This window comes from Wolbachia endosymbiont (group A) of Sympetrum striolatum (assembly GCF_947250715.1).
Taxonomy (GTDB): Bacteria; Pseudomonadota; Alphaproteobacteria; order Rickettsiales; family Anaplasmataceae; genus Wolbachia.
Window position 1 is genome coordinate 808,688 of record NZ_OX366342.1, and the last position, 18,641, is coordinate 827,328.

At 35.7% G+C, this 18,641-nt stretch carries 14 protein-coding genes and 1 pseudogene; 11 read left to right on the forward strand and 4 right to left on the reverse strand.

All coding sequences use genetic code 11. The features are described from left to right. Positions 1 to 23 precede the first annotated feature (23 nt). Positions 24 to 806, forward strand: a complete 783-nt coding sequence (map, locus tag OOK87_RS03990) for a type I methionyl aminopeptidase (RefSeq protein WP_264688483.1) — start codon at positions 24 to 26, stop codon at positions 804 to 806. 50 nt (positions 807 to 856) lie between these two features. Here the strand turns inward: map and OOK87_RS03995 are convergent, their stop codons facing one another. Next, positions 857 to 2,068: an MFS transporter gene (locus tag OOK87_RS03995; protein ID WP_264688124.1), complete on the reverse strand. Its 1,212-nt coding sequence runs from the start codon at positions 2,066 to 2,068 to the stop codon at positions 857 to 859. Between the two features lie 219 nt (positions 2,069 to 2,287). Between OOK87_RS03995 and rsmH the strand changes: the two genes are divergently transcribed. Together rsmH and ftsL are read left to right on the forward strand one after the other, a co-directional pair. After that, positions 2,288 to 3,241, forward strand: a complete 954-nt coding sequence (rsmH, locus tag OOK87_RS04000; RefSeq protein ID WP_264688125.1) for a 16S rRNA (cytosine(1402)-N(4))-methyltransferase RsmH — start codon at positions 2,288 to 2,290, stop codon at positions 3,239 to 3,241. Then, the gene (gene ftsL, locus OOK87_RS04005; protein ID WP_264688126.1) at positions 3,238 to 3,549 is read left to right on the forward strand and encodes a cell division protein FtsL; all 312 of its coding nucleotides are present in this window, start codon (positions 3,238 to 3,240) and stop codon (positions 3,547 to 3,549) included. Before rsmH ends, ftsL begins: the two co-directional genes overlap by 4 nt. Before the next feature lie 542 nt (positions 3,550 to 4,091). Here the strand turns inward: ftsL and OOK87_RS04010 are convergent. Next, on the reverse strand, positions 4,092 to 5,366 hold the full coding sequence (locus OOK87_RS04010) for an MFS transporter (RefSeq protein ID WP_264688127.1): 1,275 nt from the start codon (positions 5,364 to 5,366) through the stop codon (positions 4,092 to 4,094). A gap of 467 nt (positions 5,367 to 5,833) precedes the next feature. After that, a complete protein-coding gene (locus OOK87_RS04015; protein ID WP_264688128.1) occupies positions 5,834 to 6,676 on the reverse strand; it encodes a hypothetical protein in 843 nt (280 codons plus the stop codon). Between the two features lie 439 nt (positions 6,677 to 7,115). Between OOK87_RS04015 and OOK87_RS04020 the strand changes: the two genes are divergently transcribed. The 5 genes from OOK87_RS04020 (at position 7,116) to pyrF (ending at position 13,394) form a co-directional block, all read left to right on the forward strand. Then, the gene (locus OOK87_RS04020; protein ID WP_264688129.1) at positions 7,116 to 9,698 is read left to right on the forward strand and encodes a valine--tRNA ligase; all 2,583 of its coding nucleotides are present in this window, start codon (positions 7,116 to 7,118) and stop codon (positions 9,696 to 9,698) included. 65 nt (positions 9,699 to 9,763) lie between these two features. After that, positions 9,764 to 9,955 carry a hypothetical protein gene (locus tag OOK87_RS04025; protein ID WP_264688130.1) on the forward strand — a complete coding sequence of 64 codons (192 nt, stop codon included), beginning with the start codon at positions 9,764 to 9,766 and terminating at the stop codon, positions 9,953 to 9,955. Continuing rightward, positions 9,948 to 11,246 carry a coiled-coil domain-containing protein gene (locus OOK87_RS04030; protein ID WP_264688131.1) on the forward strand — a complete coding sequence of 433 codons (1,299 nt, stop codon included), beginning with the start codon at positions 9,948 to 9,950 and terminating at the stop codon, positions 11,244 to 11,246. The genes OOK87_RS04025 and OOK87_RS04030 overlap by 8 nt, the downstream gene beginning before the upstream one ends. A 90-nt stretch (positions 11,247 to 11,336) precedes the next feature. Continuing rightward, positions 11,337 to 12,689: a coiled-coil domain-containing protein gene (locus tag OOK87_RS04035; protein WP_264688132.1), complete on the forward strand. Its 1,353-nt coding sequence runs from the start codon at positions 11,337 to 11,339 to the stop codon at positions 12,687 to 12,689. 36 nt (positions 12,690 to 12,725) lie between these two features. Beyond that, positions 12,726 to 13,394, forward strand: coding sequence for an orotidine-5'-phosphate decarboxylase (pyrF, locus tag OOK87_RS04040; protein WP_253307329.1), 669 nt, complete (start codon positions 12,726 to 12,728; stop codon positions 13,392 to 13,394). 229 nt (positions 13,395 to 13,623) lie between these two features. Here the strand turns inward: pyrF and OOK87_RS07475 are convergent, their stop codons facing one another. After that, positions 13,624 to 13,881 (reverse strand): hypothetical protein, encoded by a 258-nt coding sequence (locus OOK87_RS07475; protein WP_264688133.1) that lies wholly within the window; start codon positions 13,879 to 13,881, stop codon positions 13,624 to 13,626. A 92-nt stretch (positions 13,882 to 13,973) separates the two neighbouring features. Here OOK87_RS07475 and OOK87_RS04050 point away from each other — a divergent pair, with 92 nt between their 5' ends. From OOK87_RS04050 to OOK87_RS07450, 3 genes and pseudogenes are all read left to right on the forward strand, one after another. After that, a complete protein-coding gene (locus OOK87_RS04050) occupies positions 13,974 to 15,173 on the forward strand; it encodes a phage major capsid protein (protein ID WP_264688134.1) in 1,200 nt (399 codons plus the stop codon). A 434-nt stretch (positions 15,174 to 15,607) separates the two neighbouring features. After that, positions 15,608 to 16,939 (forward strand): DNA recombination protein RmuC, encoded by a 1,332-nt coding sequence (locus tag OOK87_RS04055; protein WP_264688135.1) that lies wholly within the window; start codon positions 15,608 to 15,610, stop codon positions 16,937 to 16,939. A 193-nt stretch (positions 16,940 to 17,132) separates the two neighbouring features. Next, positions 17,133 to 18,536: pseudogene (locus OOK87_RS07450) on the forward strand (hypothetical protein). Positions 18,537 to 18,641 lie beyond the last annotated feature (105 nt).

Below are 18,641 nucleotides of genomic sequence, written 5' to 3' on the forward strand. Positions count from 1 at the left end.
AATTACAATAAGACATGGAAAATATGAACATAACTATACACTCACAAGAAGATTTTGAATTTATGCGCAAGGCTGGCAGGCTTGCTGCTGAAACTCTTGATTTCATTGCACCGTACGTAAAGGTAGGGGTGACAACTAATGAGTTAAATGATCTATGTCATGATTTTATAATTAATGCAGGTGCAATTCCAGCACCACTAAACTATAGGGGGTATCCAAAATCGATTTGCACTTCAAAAAATGCAGTTGTGTGCCATGGTGTTCCCGATGATAAAACGCTTAAAGATGGAGATATTTTAAATATTGATGTCACGGTGATTTTAAATGGTTGGCATGGTGATACAAGTCGCATGTTTTGGGTTGGCAAGCCATCAATAAAAGCAAAACGTTTGTGTGACGCTACTTATCATGCATTGATGGAAGCAATTAAACAAGTTAAACCCGGCAATAAGTTAAATGAAATAGGGCTTGCTATAGAGAAACATATTAGAGATTTTGGATATTCTATCGTACGCAGCTACTGCGGACATGGTATAGGAAAAGTCTTTCATGCTCCACCAAATGTAGTGCATTTCTATGATCAAGATGAAAATCTCATCTTGAAGGAAGGTATGTTTTTTACAATAGAGCCAATGATTAATGCTGGAAAACATGAGACTCTGCTCAGTAAAATCGATGACTGGACAGTGACAACACGCGATCTTTCACTTTCTGCTCAATTTGAACATACGCTCGGAGTAACTAAAGATGGTGCTGAAATATTCACATTATCACCTAAAAATTGGCACTTCCCACCATATAATTAGATTTTTTTAAACTCTGCTATACTGCAACTATACTTGGATCTTGAAGAAAGCTAATCCTTAATTTGCGATATAGCAACTAGCCCAATTAATGCACAGAAAATCATGTAAAAACTAGCTGAAGTCTCTTGTCCTGTAACTTTGATAATTGTTGTGCATATAAATGGTGCAAGGCGACCAAAAAATCCAGCAGCTATATTTCTTGACAAGCCAAATCCGCTGTACCGAACCTTTGTTGGAAATAATTCACACATAAATGCACTGACAGGACCAAGCGATGCAGCTATTGGAATTATAAAAAGAATATGTGCCGTAAAAGTGAGTAAGTAATTGCCACTACATAACATTGAGAAAACTGGATAACTCACTATTACAAAAGCTATAAATGAAAATTTCATAACTTTTTCTCTTCCTACCTTATCAGAAAGTATTGCAAACAATATTGTCAATCCTCCGAGCGCAATTTGACTCAGTATTTCTACCATATGGTTAAAATGAGTATTTATTGTTGATGTAAGCACATTGAAAAATACCAGATATATGTAAAGAGATGAGTTTTCAACTATATCAACCCCAACTGATATCAGAAAAGGTTTTTTATAGCTATTCAATAACTCTTTTAATGGCAGTTTAGATGGATTTTTCTGTCTTTTATACTCTGGGCTTTCATCAAGTATATATCTCATATATATGCTGATTAATCCCATTGCTAAACTGAAAATGAAAGGTAATCTCCACCCCCAAGATTCAAAATCAGATACTTTTTTGCATATGAGTACTGCTATCAGGCTTAATACTGAACCAAAAATTGCGCTTAATACTTCAATGCTGCCAAAAAATCCTTTTTTGTTTTTAGGAGCGTGTTCTATTAAAAATGGTGCATTTCCTGCTTCTCCTCCAAGGGATATACCCTGCAATAATCTTAAACAAACTACCAGCATTGACGCTAGTATTCCAATGCTTTGATAACCTGGAACAAAAGCAATTAATACGGTTGATAAAGTCATTAATATAATCGAGAGCAATAAGGTAACTCTTCTGCCATGCTTATCACCAATGTGACCAAATATAGCAGCGCCGACTGGTCTCATTAAGAAACCCACTGCAAACACTCCAAAAGCCTTCAATACGCTGGTTAGTTGATCATCCGATGGAAAAAACACACCACCTATTATGTTTATTAAGTGGCCAAAAAGCATGTGGTCATACCACAATAAAGTGTTACAAATCAAACTTGAAAATATTACTTTTGTTATTTGCTGCATAATTTTCTATAGTTTGTTTAGTATTTAGTAATATACATTACTTTTTTTATATAATAGAAAAATTTGAACATTATATTAATAATAGTATCTTATTAAATCTTAATATTTTTATATCATTGACTATATTCAAGTATTTTTATATTATTGCCTATATATTTCCATATGTTTTAGTGGGAAGCTATTTTTATTTGTATGCACAGAGTCTTTTGATGGAGCACTATGACACACACTCCAGTTTTGTTAAAAGAGATGCTATCACTACTATCACCGCAGGATGGTGGTATATACGTGGACGCCACATTTGGAGCTGGAGGGTATAGCAAAGCAATATTGGAGTCAGCTGATTGCAAGGTATATGCAATTGATAGAGATGAAACGGTAACTAAGTTTTATGATGATTTAAGCGTTAGATATCCCGATAGAATAAAACTATTCATTGAGAAGTTTAGTAATATTAAAAGTATACTAAGCAGCGTTGAGCCATCTCCTGTCATCCCAGTACTTGATACTGGAAAAAATAACTGGTCACGCGCTGGAATGAAATCAAACGGAGTGGATGGGGTGGTTTTTGACATCGGAGTTTCATCTATGCAGCTTGATAACGGAGATAGAGGGTTCTCATTTTTACATGATGGTCCACTCGATATGAGCATGGATAACTCTTCTTATATAAACGCTTCAACGTTTGTTAACGCTTTACGCGAAGAAGAAATTGCAAATACTATATATAACTACGGAGGAGAGCATCATTCTCGCAAAATCGCAAGAGCAATAGTAAGTGCACGGAAGAAGAAAACTATCAAAACTACATTTGAGCTTGCGAACATTGTACGTTCTGTGGTGTTCCGTGGAAAAAGCAAAATTGATCCTGCAACCAGAACATTTCAGGCAATCAGAATATGGGTAAACGATGAGCTGGGAGAACTTGAGAGGGGCATTAAAGCTGCATCTGAAATTTTAAATGAGAATGGCAAATTAATTGTTGTCACCTTTCATTCTTTGGAAGATCGTATAGTCAAAACTTTTTTTAAAGATCTATGTGAGCCAAGATCTACTGATTGTAAGACATTCTCTCTTCTAAATAAAAAAGTGATCAAAGCAAGTATAGAAGAAGTAAGTGCAAATCCGCGTTCACGCTCAGCAAAACTAAGAGCTATACAGAAGTTTTCATGAGAACTTTCTGCATCATCTCAATAGTTATGTTTTTTCTTAGCATTGTAGGACTATTTAAGATAAAACTACATGTTCAGTCATTAAATAGAGAGCTAATAAAAATAAAAAGTGAAATTAGTTTAGTACAAAGTGATATAAAAGTTTTACAAGCAGAGTGGAGCTATTTGAATAATCCAAAAAGACTTGCAAGCCTTGTAAAGAAATACCTAAAAAATAACTCTTTAATACTGGCTAGCCAGGTTAAAAATCTTGACTCTTTAAGTGGCCGCAGTGTGTTAGCACAACTTAAAATCCATGATCAACAGTGAGATTAAGTCTTATTTTTTACAGATGAGCACATCACAATAAAACTTACTTTGTATCCGTTCAGGATAGCGGCAAGGTAGTATAACCATAGAGTAAAAGTGAGTTTACAACAAATGGTGTCATCCCAGTGCTTGACACTGGGATCCAGCCTTTCCATAATCATCAAAAACATTGTATTTTAACGTAAAACAGCTATTTTTATGCTTACCAACTTAATAAAATTCCTGGATCCCAGTGTCAAGCACTGGGATGACAGCAGTCCTACGTCATACCGCGATTCATTCCTACGTCATACCGCGATTCATTCGCGGTATCTCTTAACATAGATCCCGCTAACAAGCAGCGGGATGACGGTTGTCAGGGTGTCATCCAAGTAGCCCCTTTTTTCTGGATTCCAGACTGGAATGACAGCAGTCCTACGTCATACCGTTACGGTATCTCTAGATCCCGCTAACAAGCAGCAGGATGACGGTTGTCAGGGTGTCAGCTACTTAGATGAAACCCTTTTCCGGTGGAGATCACTATCAAATCACATAAGAGAAAACTAAGACCAATCACATTTTTTATCTTGCGGTTTTATTTGCAATATTGCTACCACACTGATCAACAAGCAGAAGACTATAAAAAGCCCAGCAGCAAGGTTTGTTTGAGGAAATGTTACAGTCAACCAAATACAAACCATAGGAGTAAATCCTCCATGTAACGCATAAGAGATGTTGCGTGATAAGCTCACACCACTAAATCTAACATTGGTGGGAAAGAGTTCAGATGCAACTATTCCTATGGGAACTATACCTCTTTCTATTATAGAAAGAGCCATTACACTAAGCATAATTATAAGGTAATTTTTGTAGTAATATGCAATAGATAACGCAGGACAACATAGTGCCATTGTAATTGCTATAAATAAGATTGCAGTGCGCTCTTTTCCAACTTTATCAGCCAACATTCCAAACGCTATTGAAGATATCGGCATTAATACACTGGTTATAATGAGCACAATTTCGTTGATATATGTCGTTACATACACATCCACTGATGCTATTTCCTTTGCGAGTGTTCGAAGAAATATGGTAAATCCGACAGCAACATTAACAGGTACAGATATTAAAATAGCAAGTATAAGAGCTCTCTTGTGGCGCTTTATAAGCTCTATTATTGGCAAATCAGGTAAATTTCTTTGTTTTCGATTTTTTTCATATGCTGGAGTTTCTCCCAATGTGTATATGCTATACGCGCTAATTAATCCTAAAATAGCTGAGAAAACAAATGGCAATCTCCAACCCCAGGTACAAAAATCAGTAGTTTTTTTGCAGATAATTACTATCACCGCAGAAAGCAAGACACCAATGGAGCGACCACAGCCCATTATTCCAAAATACATTCCTAAGTTCTCTTTCCTACTGGATAAATGTTCTATAAGATAAACAGAACTTCCCTGTTCACCACCAAGTGCAATTCCTTGTGTCACATGGATTGCAAGAAGCAATATAGTAGAAATTATACCTACTTGATTGTGACTTGGAATAAATGCAATGAGACTTGATGGTATCGATATTAGCAAGATAATAATTATTAATGCTATCCTTCTTCCATACCTGTCACCAACGTGACCAAATATGAATGCACCAAGTGGCCTTACAATTGCACCTAGCCCTACAATTCCAAATAATTGCAGTATGTTACTGTAGACATCTTTTGCAAAACAAAACTCTCTGCTAATTATGTTAATCAAATCAGTGAAGAGCATGTAGTCATACCATATTGCGATTCTGCAGAGTATGGTTGATATCAATACCCTTATTTGGTGATTATCCACTAAATTTAATTCGTAAATGTTTGCTTATTCTATTCTGGCTGCTTTTTGGGATTTTGCAACCTAAGCATGTGAAGTTGACTGTTTTATTATGGTGTGTGATAATTGAGATTGTTAAAATTTAGGTATTCACTGACCGTTCTTGTTATAAACACCAGAATAATAAGCTACTGATATTCTCCATCTTTTTTATCTTTAATCCATCATAGCTAGCGATGCAACAAAGCCATTCCAGTGTCCGCTACTCAAATGACATGGTGAGGCGTCATCCTGCTGCTCTTTTCTTGTCATCCCGCGCAGAATAATTAATCGTCATACCGCTAACAAATAGCGGTATGACGATTGTCAGGATGTCATCCTAGTAGTGTGACACTGGTTCACTCTATAATGATTTCATCCCAGCGCCCTCTTCTTGTCATCCAAGTAGCTGACGCTGGTTCCTTTATGACGGTTTCAGCCCAGTGCCTTTGTTACTTCTTTTTCCCATTCTCATTTACTTCTTGTGCTTTCGCTCCATCTACTTGAGTACTAGGTAATGCTACATATGTAATACTACCAGCTACGAGTGCAGATGCTACTGCTATACCAATCATTACTAACATCTCTAACCTAACTGTACGTTCAAGTGCAGTAAATGCTATCAGTCCAGCAGCAAGACCCATACCAACAGTAGCGGTGTACCGTGCTCCATTGCCTTGTTTTGGTTGCTCAGTTGTTTTGTTTTTAGCTTCTAGTGCTTGTTTTTCTTGATCGAATTTAGCTTGTAATTCTGTTTTTTCCTGCTCAGCTTTCAGCTTTTCAGCTTCTAATTCTTCGCCTTTCTTACTTAATTGTTTTTCTAATTCTGTTTTTTGCGTATTAGCTGCACCCAATTGAGTTTGTAAGTCTGTTTTTTCCTTCTCTATCTGCTCAAGTTTATTTACTTTTTCTTGCATTTCATTTGATAGTTCATTTTTAGCTTCAGTTTTTAGCTTTTCGGTTTTTAGTTCAGCTTTTGCAGCCGTTATTGTTGCTTGATCAGCTTTGAGTTCAGCTTTTGCAGCCGTTATTGTTGCTTGGTCAGTTTTCAGTTCATCTTTTGCAGCCGTTATTGTTGCTTGATCAGCTTTAAGTTCATCTTTAGCTTCAGTTTTTATTGCATCATCAGCTTTAAGTTCATCTTTAGCTTCTGTTTTTAGTTTCTCTCTGAATGCACTTACTATGTTTTCTGAAGTTTCTTCCTCTTTACCTTCCAACACTCCTTTAAGGAAAACTCTCAGCTCTTCTTTTTTTGTAGCATCCAGATTATGACCATTCTTATCTAAAGCACCCAAAATCCCTGCTAATCTTTCAAATCCTATCGTAACGAACCTCAATATATATAATTAACATTACATAATACCTTTAGAACCTAAGGTCAAGTAATATTTTTATCATAGCATAGAAAATTTATGTTCGTAAACAAAAAATTTTGGCGTAAAATTGCCGTATTTACTTAATTGTGCTATAGCTAAAGTAATTTAGGTTTATCGACAATCGTCATCCCGCTGCTTGTTAGCGGGATCTAGAGATACCGCGAATGAATCGCGGTATGACGGTTCGTGGCGGTATGACGATAACCTCGTCATCCCGCTACTTGTTAGCGGGATCTATGCTAAGAGATACCGCGGCGGTATGACGGTTAAGTATCCTGCTACTTGTTAGCGGCTTAGATACCGCGAATGAATCGCGGTATGACGTTGCTAGCTTAAGGTTTAAAATTGAGAAATATTTATGTTAAAAGAAAAATACGGCTTTAAAGAAGTTGAAGACAAATGCAACATATTATGGGAAGGTAGTAAAGTTTATAAATGGAATGGTGAAAAGGATAACACTTTCACTATAGACACACCTCCACCAACAATATCGGGTAAATTGCATATCGGCCATATATTTAGCTATTGCCACACAGACTTTATTGCAAGGTTTCAGCGCATGCTGGGAAAAGATGTGTTTTATCCAATTGGGTTTGATGATAATGGGCTCCCCACTGAAAGATTGGTTGAACAAACCTATAAAACCCGTGCAAAAGAAGTTGGCAGAGAAAAATTTATAGAGATGTGCCATGAAGTTATTGAAAAATCAAAGCAAGAATTTAAGGAACTATTTAAATCGGTCGGCATTAGTTATGACTGGAGTTTGGAATATCACACGATCAGCAAGGAAACTGTGACACTTTCTCAAATGTCGTTTATCGATCTATATAATAAAGGGTATGCATATAGAAAAATGCAACCTATTCTTTGGGATCCGGTTGATAAAACCGCAATTGCGCAAGCAGAAATAGAAGATAAAGTTTTTGAGTCATCCTTAAACACGATAGTTTTCTCTACTCACGAAAATGAGCAGATCAATATTGCAACTACGCGACCTGAGTTACTTCCCGCATGCGTTGCAGTTTTTTGCCACCCAGAGGATGCACGCTATACCCATCTGATTGGCAAAACAGCCGTAGCGCCAATAACAAAGGAAAAAGTTCCAATAATAGCTGATGATAAGGTTAAAGTAGATAAAGGCACTGGGCTTGTTATGTGTTGTACATTCGGTGATGAGCTCGACATATATTGGCAGCAAAAGCATAATCTGCCGATGAAAATTATCATCGATCAGGATGGGAGGATGAACCTGCATCCACCACATGGTCAGAAGGAAAGAGCATGGATCCCAGTGTCTGGGCACTGGGATGACACCATAGGGGCTACTCGGATGACAGGAGAAAGGGCTACTCAGATGACAAAAGAAGACGTCATTCCACCACACCCCGGCGTCATTCCAGCGCGTGACGCTGGAATCTACAATGAAATCAATGGATTGAAAGTTACAGCAGCAAGAAAGAGGATGATCGAAATCCTAACTGAGAAGGAGTTACTAATAGAAAGCACTAGCATTTCTCATTCTGTTAAGTGCGCAGAAAGGTCTGGTGCACCACTTGAGATATTGCCTACTTATCAATTGTTTATCAAGACCTTAGAGCAAAAAGCTCAAGTATTAGATAAAGTAAAAGAATGCAATTGGCATCCAAGCAATATGCGTAAACGCATGGAAGTGTGGATAGAAGGGCTAAATTGGGACTGGTGCATCTCAAGGCAGCGCTATTTTGGTGTGCCATTTCCAGCGTGGTATTCCAAACGTAAGGGAGAAGAAGGTAAAATTATTCTAGCTGAGATAAAGGACCTACCTATAGATCCACTCAAAGATTTGCCAAAAGGGTATAGCAAAGAAGAGGTTATCCCAGATCAAGATGTAATGGATACCTGGGCCACAAGTTCAATTACTCCTCAACTAAGTGCACTGGCAGTAAACAGTGAGTTTAGCTTACCAAATCATCGCTATAATACAATATTTCCTGCAGATCTGCGCAGCCAGAGCCATGAGATAATAAGAACTTGGGCTTTTTATACTATTTTAAAGGCACATTATCATGCAGATTCTTTACCTTGGAAAAACATTATGATCAGCGGTTGGTGTTTAGCCGATGATAAGAAAAAGATGAGTAAATCAAAAGGTAACATCATCACTCCTCATGTAATACTTGAAACTTATGGAGCTGATGTAGTACGCTATTGGGCAGCGAACTCAAGGCTTGGAGTTGATACAGTCTACTCTGAAAATATATTTAAAATTGGCAAGCGCCTAGTTACAAAACTTTGGAACGCTAGCAAGTTTGTTTCCATGTTCATGGAAAAGCATCAAGTAATGAGCATAAATTCTGCTCACGAGACAATAGATAAGTGGATATTGTCTAAGTTATACAAAGTTATAGAAAGAGCAACGAATAACCTATTACAGTTTGAATACTGCGAAGCTTTGGGCGTAATAGAGGAATTTTTTTGGAAGGATTTTTGTGATAACTACTTGGAATTAGTAAAAAAACGCGCGTACGGAAGCAGTGAAGCAACCTTAAGTGCAAAACAAAGCTTGGCGTATGTGTTAAATGTTATTTTGCGGTTATTTGCACCTTTTTTGCCTTACATTACAGAAGAGATATACCACCAGTTGTATAGTTATAATTCTGTACACAATCAAAGTAATTGGCCAAAATTAGAAGAGCTTATCTACGATAAATATTCAGAGGAAATGGGAGACAATTGCGTGCAGATATTAAACATTATCAGAAAGATAAAAGCAGATAATAATGTATCAGTTAAGCATTTGATAAAGAAATTAGTGATAAAAGCAGATCTACGAGAGGACAAATTGAATCAATCCGCGCAGAATGACCTACAAGCAGTTTGCAATGCGGAAATGATAGAGTGGATGCAGTCTGAGCTTGAAACTGAAGACGGGAAATACATAGTGAATATAGACTTATACTGATTTGTATAGCTTTACTTCCCTTGACATTTATGCTATTATAATACTTTAGTTGTGAGGGAATAATAATGGGGGATTTATATAATAAAGCCAATGCACCATATCTTATAGCTGGTGCTTTTGCTACTTTGGTATTGCTTGCATCTGGGACACTTGCTGTTGCCCATTATGTTGAGTTCTTGTCTTCAGTTGCAGTCTGTTGCCTTGAGTTTATCTATACTATCTACTTTGATACTCGCACTTTCATGCAAGATGATTAGTAATAATAAGAAAATAGAGGTTGAGAAAAATAAATTTGCTGAAAAAGAGCAAGAGTTAGAAAGCGTAAAACAACAATTTGAGAGTAAGGTACAAGAGTTAGAAAATAAAATAACTCTAGAAAAAGAAGCTAAAGAAGCTGCAAGCAAAGAAGTGGAGGAATTGAATAATCAACTAAATAGATTAACTCGAGAAAAGCAAGGTTTAGATGAGAGAATAAAAAAATTGAATAAGAAAGTAAGTCAGTTAGAATGTGAAAAGAAAAATTCTCTTGATTTTACTAAAGAGTTACGTGATGAAAATACGAAACTAAATGAAAAAAAAGGTAATTTACAAGGTGAATTATGTGAGATGAAGAACAAACTGAGCAACTTAGAACATGAATACAATGACTTACCTTGTAAATTAAAAGAGAAGGTTTCTTCTCTAAATCATCAATTAACTATGTTAGAAAAAGAAAAGATACAATTAGAAACAGAATTAAGAAAAGAAGTAGAAGAATTAGTAGTGCAGTTAAGAATAAAAAGTGATGAAGCTTCCTCTCTGAAGGAGGAATTAAAGAAAAGAGAAAAAGAATTAAGTAACGACATAAAAGAATTAGAGAAGAAGTTATACCAGTTGGAAAGGGAAAAGAAAAGATTAGAAGGTGAAGTTAGTTATGAGCGTCAAGAGCACACTCGTTTTAAAAATGAAGTTGACAAATTAAGTACAAAGGAGAAAAAGCACTTATCTAAAATTGAGGAGCTGGAAAAGGAATTATTATCTTTAAAAGCAGACGAGGAAGAACTTGTTAATCAATCAATAAACGTTAAGGATGATTACAAGAAAAATGTAAATAAATTTGAAGAAAAAAAGAGAGAATATGTAACGAAAACAGTATTTACTGTACTCAGTGTAGTGAAAGAAAGAGTAGAGCAAGGACTTTTTAATTTAGAAGAACAAGACATGCAAGATACAGACCGTATACAAGAAGCAGTTGATGAATTTATGCAACCTATATATGAAAAGTTAGGTATAAATAATCAACTAGATATAAGCAGTGAACATTCATCAGAATTTGAAGGAACAGGTGAAAATAAGCTTGCTAATGGACTAACTTTCCCGAAACCACTTTCTCCTCGCACATCCACACCAAGAAGATATTCTAGAAAATCTCTATCTCCTAAAAAGGAAGATGAGGATGAGAATAAAGAAAATTCAGAGCAACTAAATCACGAAAATCCTAATACAAGTACCGGCAGCCCTAATTTATCGCTTTTAGAGATGCAACAAATAATTCCTATCACACCTTAACGATGTAAGTGCAGGGACCTCCACAGATAAGAGAATTTTAATAAATATATACAAGACTGCTGAAGTTTTGTTCATGAGGGGAGGGGAGTAATGAGCAATTTGTTTAACAAAGCTAACACATTTTATTTTGTAGCTAGTTCCTTAGCTACTCTTACGTTACTTACATCTTTAGCGCTTACTGTAACTTCTAATGTGCCTCTTCCTCTAATTCTTGCTTTAGCTGCATTATCTGTTTTGGTGCTTGCACTTTCGTATAAAATGATTAGTAATAATAAAAAAATAGAGGTTGAGAGAAGTAAATTCGCTCAGAAAGAGCAAGAGTTAGAAAATAAAATAACTCTAGGAAAGGAAGCTGAAAAAGCTGCAAACAAAGAAGTGGAAAAATTAAAACATGAATTAACTCGAGAAAAGCAAAATTTAGACAAGAGAGCAAAAAAATTGGATCAGAAAGTAAATGAGTCAGAAGTTGAGAGAGAATCTCTTCTTGAAGAAAAAAAATCTTTAGAGAAAAGATTAGAAACAGCAAAGAATCGTACGTTTGAAATAGACAATGAATTGGACAAAACAAAAGAGGAAATAGATAAGCTTGTTGCACGAGAAGAAGAATTGCATCTTAAAATCTCGCGTTTACGTGAACAGTTACAAGAAAAAGAAGGTAATCTAGCTGAAAAAGAAAAACGCATGACGGAATTGAAAAGGAAAATAGACAATAATAAACATGCAGAATTAAAAAATGAAGAATTATATAAGGAAATAGAAAAATTATCTAAAGAAAAAGAGGAATTGTGTAAGGAAAAACATATATTATGTGAAAAAAAAGAAGAATTACATAAAAGACAAGAAGAACTTTGTGTAGAATTAGATGAATTACAATGTAAATTTAAAGAAATTAATCAGAAAAATAAAAACTTATCTCAAGAATTAAAAAGGAAATTTGAAGAGCTATATAAAGCAGATGATTTAATTAAAAATCAATCTTTTGAGTTAGATGGGATAAGAAAAGATTGTAATAACGAAGTGAAAAGTTTAAGAAATTCACTTTTAGAACGAGACAGTCAAATAGAAGATTTTTTGAAAGAGAAAGAAAAACAAGTGAATTTTGTGCAACTGTTGATAAGATGCGTAACAGACAATATAGAAGAACCTATAAGAAATAATGATGGAAAAGCAATATTAAATACGATTCAAATATTAAAGTTTGCGTTACAAGAAGAATTTGCACGGCTTTTGCCAGACAAAACGCCTTCTTCTTCGCTGGAAGATCTTGTATATGCATCATCGCCAGACGAAACATCTGTTCCTTTACATGCAGGAGATCCTGGATATGGATCCGAGGAAGATTCTGGATATAACAGTCGCTCATCCACCCCGATCAAATTGCCAAATTCACTATTGACAGAATCTTATGAACGTAATCAGAGTGAAGGTATTTGCAAAACATAATAATTAGCTTTATTATAAAAAAAATTATGCAAGATAATGAACCCAATAATATGCGCACTGGATACACAAGACTTAAATAAGGCTATTTCTCTAGCTAATGCTCTGCGTGGTAAAGTTGGCATGGTAAAGCTGGGATTAGAATTTTTTGCTGCTCATGGTCTCTCTGGAGTGCAAGAAGTTGCAAAATGCAATGTACCAATTTTTTTAGATCTGAAATTGTATGATATTCCGAGCACTGTGGCTAAAACAGTTGAAGTAATAAAAGTTCTAAGTGTTGAAATGTTAACTCTGCACATCAGTGGCGGAACAAAAATGCTTGAAGAAGCGCTAAGTGTGGTGCAAGGCACAAAAATAAAGCTGATTGGAGTGACAGTGCTAACTAGTATGAGCAATGAGGATTTAAACGAGCTTGGAGTAGCAAGAGAGGTAAAATCACAGGTAATTTTGCTTGCAAAGCTTGCAAAAAAGATTGGACTCCATGGAATAGTCTGTTCTGCACTAGAAGCTCAAGAAGTGCGCCGAGAATGCGGTGAAGACTTTAAAATTATTACTCCAGGAATTCGTATAGATCCAGGTCATGACGACCAAAAAAGAACAGCAACACCAAGAGAAGCAATAAATTTAGGAGCTGATTATATCGTCATTGGCAGACCCATTACAAAAACTGCAAGTAGTGCAGAATTAATATTGAAATCCCTTATCTAATCGAAGCAGATAAAAAAAAGTTTGAAGCAGATAAAAAAAGTGCTTGACATAAAAAAACGAACATTATATATTGTTGTTGTCTTTTGTTTTACCTCGCTTAATTTAATTACTCGATTAAGCTTACAACACTAAGCGTGGTACAAAGTGCCACGCTATTTTCCGATTTACATTTTCAACAGATAAACAAATGATGTCATGCCAGTGTCTGGGCACATAACTGTACGAATATTCATTTTTGAAGATAAATTGCACAACAGATGATGTCATTCCAGTCTGGAATCCAGAAATTTTGCTTATAACTGAGCTGATGAGCTAAAGGTAGTTGTCTTACGCTAAAACAAACGTTTTTAATTAAGTTGCATAGAAGCTGGATCCCAGTGTCTGGGCACTGGGATGACACCCCACTGGTAGGGAATTGCTCCCAAACTACAATGTTCGTACAGTTATGTGCCCAGACACTGGAATGACATCGTTTACTATGTACCATATTGCAATATTCGTACAACTGTGGGAAACATCTATGGGTGCCATTCCTATTACCTTATTTCCATTCTAATTTTATTTTCAAAGGAGGCTATTATGTCACTTACCGATATCGCTCACCGTATCAATGAACTCGCTTCATCATGGGAGCAATTTAAATTAATAAATGATCGCAAATTAAAAGAAATTGAGAGCAAAGGGCGTGCTGATTCTGCAACGATTGAGCAGCTATGCAAGGTAAATAATGCCATTGATAGTTGCAAAGAGCGTTTAGACTTGATCGAAACTGCAGCTCAACGTCCAGAAGTAAATACAGATTTTAGCACAAGTGATAAATATTTTTCTGATTATATCCGCAAGGGAATGGAAAGCGGTTTATCACACAAAACCCTCAGTGGAGATGATAATGATATCGGAGGGTATCTAGTTACTCCGCATATTGTAAAACGCATAAACAAGCGCGTAACTGATTCGTCCCCAATGCGACAAATATGCTCCAGTCAAAGAATCTCTACTGAAACATTGGATTACATTATAGAAGATTTTGACCGTGCCGGTGCAGGTTGGAGCAGTGAAACAGTAGATGATGAGGACGGTGGCAATAAATCTAAGTATGATTTTGCAAAAGATACGGACACGCCTAAAATCCAAAAGATTTCTATCACGACTTACGAGTTATATGCTCAACCACAGATATCACAAAAGTTACTCGATGATGCGTTTGTCGATGTTGAGAGTTGGCTGGTGGAAAAGATTGCCGAGACTTTTAGTAAGAAAGAAAACGAAGCCTTCATTAAGGGTGATGGCACTTTTCAACCCAAAGGAATTTTAGCTTATGATGATGGAAAGGGCTACAATAAAATAGAGCAAGTTAAAACTGAAAAATTGGATAGCGATTCAATAATGATATTGTATTACTCTCTGGATGAATATTATTCCAAAAATGCATCATTTTTGATGAACAGGAGTACGTTGAAGAATGTTAGGCTACTAAAAGCTCAAACAGGTCAATATCTTTGGCAACCAAGTTTGTCGCTTGAAGCTCCAGATACCTTAATGGGAATACCAGTATATCAATCTGCCGATATGCCACCGGTGCCAAACAATCAGCTACCGGTAATTGCGATGGCAGATTTCAAACAAGCTTATAAGATTGTAGATAACAGAGGAATGAGAATATTACGAGACCCTTATACGAATAAACCTTATGTGAGGTTTTTTGTCACTAAGCGTGTCGGCGGAGAGGTTGTAAACACCAGTGCTATTAAATTGTTGAAAGTTGCGAGCAAGTACTAAAAACTTCTATAGCATCATCTTTAGAGCCGTTTTACTTCTTTTTGTATAGCTCCGCTCCTGTCATCCCATGCCCTCTTCTTGTCATTCCAGTCTGGAATCCAGCCTTTTCATAATCATCAAAACGTTGTATTTTAACATAAAACGGCTACTTTTATGCTTACCAACTTAATAAAATTCCTGGATCCCAGTGTCAAGCACTGGGATGACACCCTCCTGGTAGACAATGTTCATACATCTGTGGGCTTGACCATAAGATCCAGTCCAAAAAATTTGGATCCCAGTGTCACGCACTGGGATGACATCAGCGGTTAATATTTTATATACATTTTATAACTAAACTAGACATTCGTACAGTTGTGTGCGGTATGACGTTGTTACTTATAGCTATACACACAAAAATCATATAGAATTGTAAACGCAGTTTTTTTATTCTGATGCTTTTCAATTCTATAGCTCTGGTTGTCTCTCTATTACTATTTTTCTACATTATTGTAAAAAAACTGAGCGAAAAGAAAGCAAACCTTGAGGGTAATTTATGTAAATTAGAGCGTGAGCTTCAAGAAACAAAGCAAACTTTACTTACAAAGAATGAAGAAATAGTTGATTTAAGGGTCAAAAGAGCAGAGCTTGAAGTAACTCTGCAAAAAGAACGTGAGGAAAAGAAAAAGGAAATAGAGTTACTAACAAAAGCAGAGGAGAGATTAACAAACACTTTTAAAGCGCTCTCTCTTGATGCTTTGCAGACAAATAACAATAATTTTCTGAACTTAGCAAAGGAAGTAATCGATAGTAAATTAAAAGAAACAGAAAGCGATTTCAAAAAAAGACAAGCAACGATCAACGAAGTTGTAACGCCAATAAAAGAAAAATTAGAAAAATTCGATAACGAAATACGTGAGCTAGAAAAGGAGAGGGTAGGGGCCTATGAAGGTTTAAAGGAGCAAATTGGAGCGCTGATGAACCAAACTTCTAGCCTTGCTAATGCCTTGAGAAAGCCCCACATTAGAGGAAAATGGGGTGAAATGCAGTTAAAGAGAGTGGTAGAAATGGCGGGAATGATTGAATATTGCGATTTTTTTACTCAGCCGTCAGTGGTTGATAAAAACGAGGATAATTTATTGCGTCCTGATTTAATAATCAAAATGCCATCTGGAAAGCAAATAATAATAGATGCTAAAGTGCCGCTTGATTCTTACATGGATGCTATATCACAAAATGATTTGCAAATACAAAAGGAGAAATTAAAGAATCATTCCCTGGCAATAAAAAAACACATAAATGACTTGGGTAAAAAAGAGTATTGGAATCAATTTAAAAATACGCCAGAACTTGTGGTGCTTTTCTTAACAGGGGAGGGGGTTTTTAGCGCAGCACTGGAATATGAGCCTGCTTTGATAGAGATTGGAGTGGAAAAAAAAGTGATCATTGCAACACCGATCACTCTAATTGCATTGCTGAGAGCAATAGCATATGGATGGAAGCAAGAGATGATAGCTGAAAATGCAAAGAAAATCAGTGAACTAGGTCATATTTTATATGAGCGCATTTGCACAATGGGCGAAAACTTTGATAATTTGCGCAGGAGCTTAAAAAGTGCTGTCGATCATTATAATAAAACTGCTGGTTCACTTGAAGCAAGGGTGTTTCCTGCTGCCCGAGAATTCAATAAGCTTGGTATACATGCAAAAAATAAAAGTTTAAGTGCTGCAAAGGAATTAGAATCTTTACCACGCAATTTACATACTGAGGAACTGAAAGTGGATTAGACTTCTTACATAACTATTCAAGAGCCAGACCATAGGCGTTTTCCTGCGCTAACATGGAAGTTCTTCTGCTCCACAAACAAATAGTATTGTGCTCAATGCTGCAAATGAAATAGCTATTTATTAATATATTAAGGAAAAAGTTGACTTTTTGTCTAAGATAATATAAAATAAAATAATAGTTGGTGAGGTAAAAATGTCAGTATCAAAAGAGCGTAAGGAATATTTACTAGAAAAGTTTAAATATGCTGCCAAAGAATTTGGCAAATCTGGTACAAAGTCCAATCATAAAAAAGTACCAAAAGAACAGCAACTCTCTATTGATTTAGGTAACAAAAAAGTTTTTGGTATTATAAACAGAATTTTACACTGGATAGAAAGTAAATTTACATATTTTTTTCCACGCTATAATTTATTTTCAGAAGTTGGAGTTAAAGGAAGAAAAATTCCTAGAACTAATACAAAGGTTAAGTATTTTAACTCTGATGAACAGTTTGATCAAAGCAAATTTATTGGTGAGGAAGATGGGGAACTAAGGTTATACGACTTAGAAGGCAAGCTATATGATACAACTGATAAAATTAGTAAGGGTAAAAAAGGTTGTGTAGCTTATGTGATCACGCTTGATGGCAGATTGGTAACTCATGAACATATTAATGTTAATAAAAACGAGTGGGCTTATCGTCATTCAACTCTTGCAGGTGGTAGGCCAGTTTTATGTTCTGGTTTAATAAAAGTGGTAAATGGTAAAATAACTTATATAGACAATAATAGTGGGCATTATAAACCAGAATCAGCAAACTTATACAATGCAGTGAAAAAATTAGAAGGTCTATTTTCGAAAGATGCAAAAGTTGTCTGCTTACCATATTGAGTTGGCTTGCAAAAACAAATTCCGTTTATACGCAAAATTATTCCAGCTAAACAAGAGCCAGCAGAGGAATTCTTGAAAAGGATGGAGAAAAAAGGAAAAGATGGATTGACTCAATATGAAAGACATTTTAAAGGGGTAAAAGAATATAATGAACAGTATGAACAAAAGTTGCTTCTTGCAAGCTATAAGTCACCTACAAATGAACTGCCCTGCAAACCAACTATACATAAAAAACACAGGTTGAAATACTCTGAATATATTAACTTACACCTTAATTTTTTGAAAGAGTTCGATGAAAATCCCAAAGTGCAAAAAATGGCAATAGAATACTCAATAAGAAGGATTATTGGAGCAAATTATGGCCATAAACCTACAGTTGCGCTTGCTAAGGCACAGATAGCTAAAGATGGAAAGTTGCAAGAAACGGACGAAATAGTAGGTATAAATGTAACCTTTCACCATGAGAACGATTGTAATAGCTTTGCTAAATTTCTGGATCTCAAAAAGCATAGCTATAATTGCACATCTCATCTGAAGGACAAAGAAATTGATGAGCTTCTTAAATATACATATGACGAAAAAGATAGAGCCACTATAGAAAAATTAATGCCCAATAAACATACAGTTTTTATGAGTACAGACCAGGCTGATAAGTTTATAAAGGACACTTTACAAATTGAAATAGACAGTGTTGAACAATTGGGTATCCGTTTAGTGGAGCGTTAAAACAGATAAACAAAGCAAGACAAAAAGGTAATCAGAGAGTAAATGTGAGAGAACTCTGCAAAAATTTACAGTAAAAAATAGAAAAGTTAGAAGCAAAAAGAATGA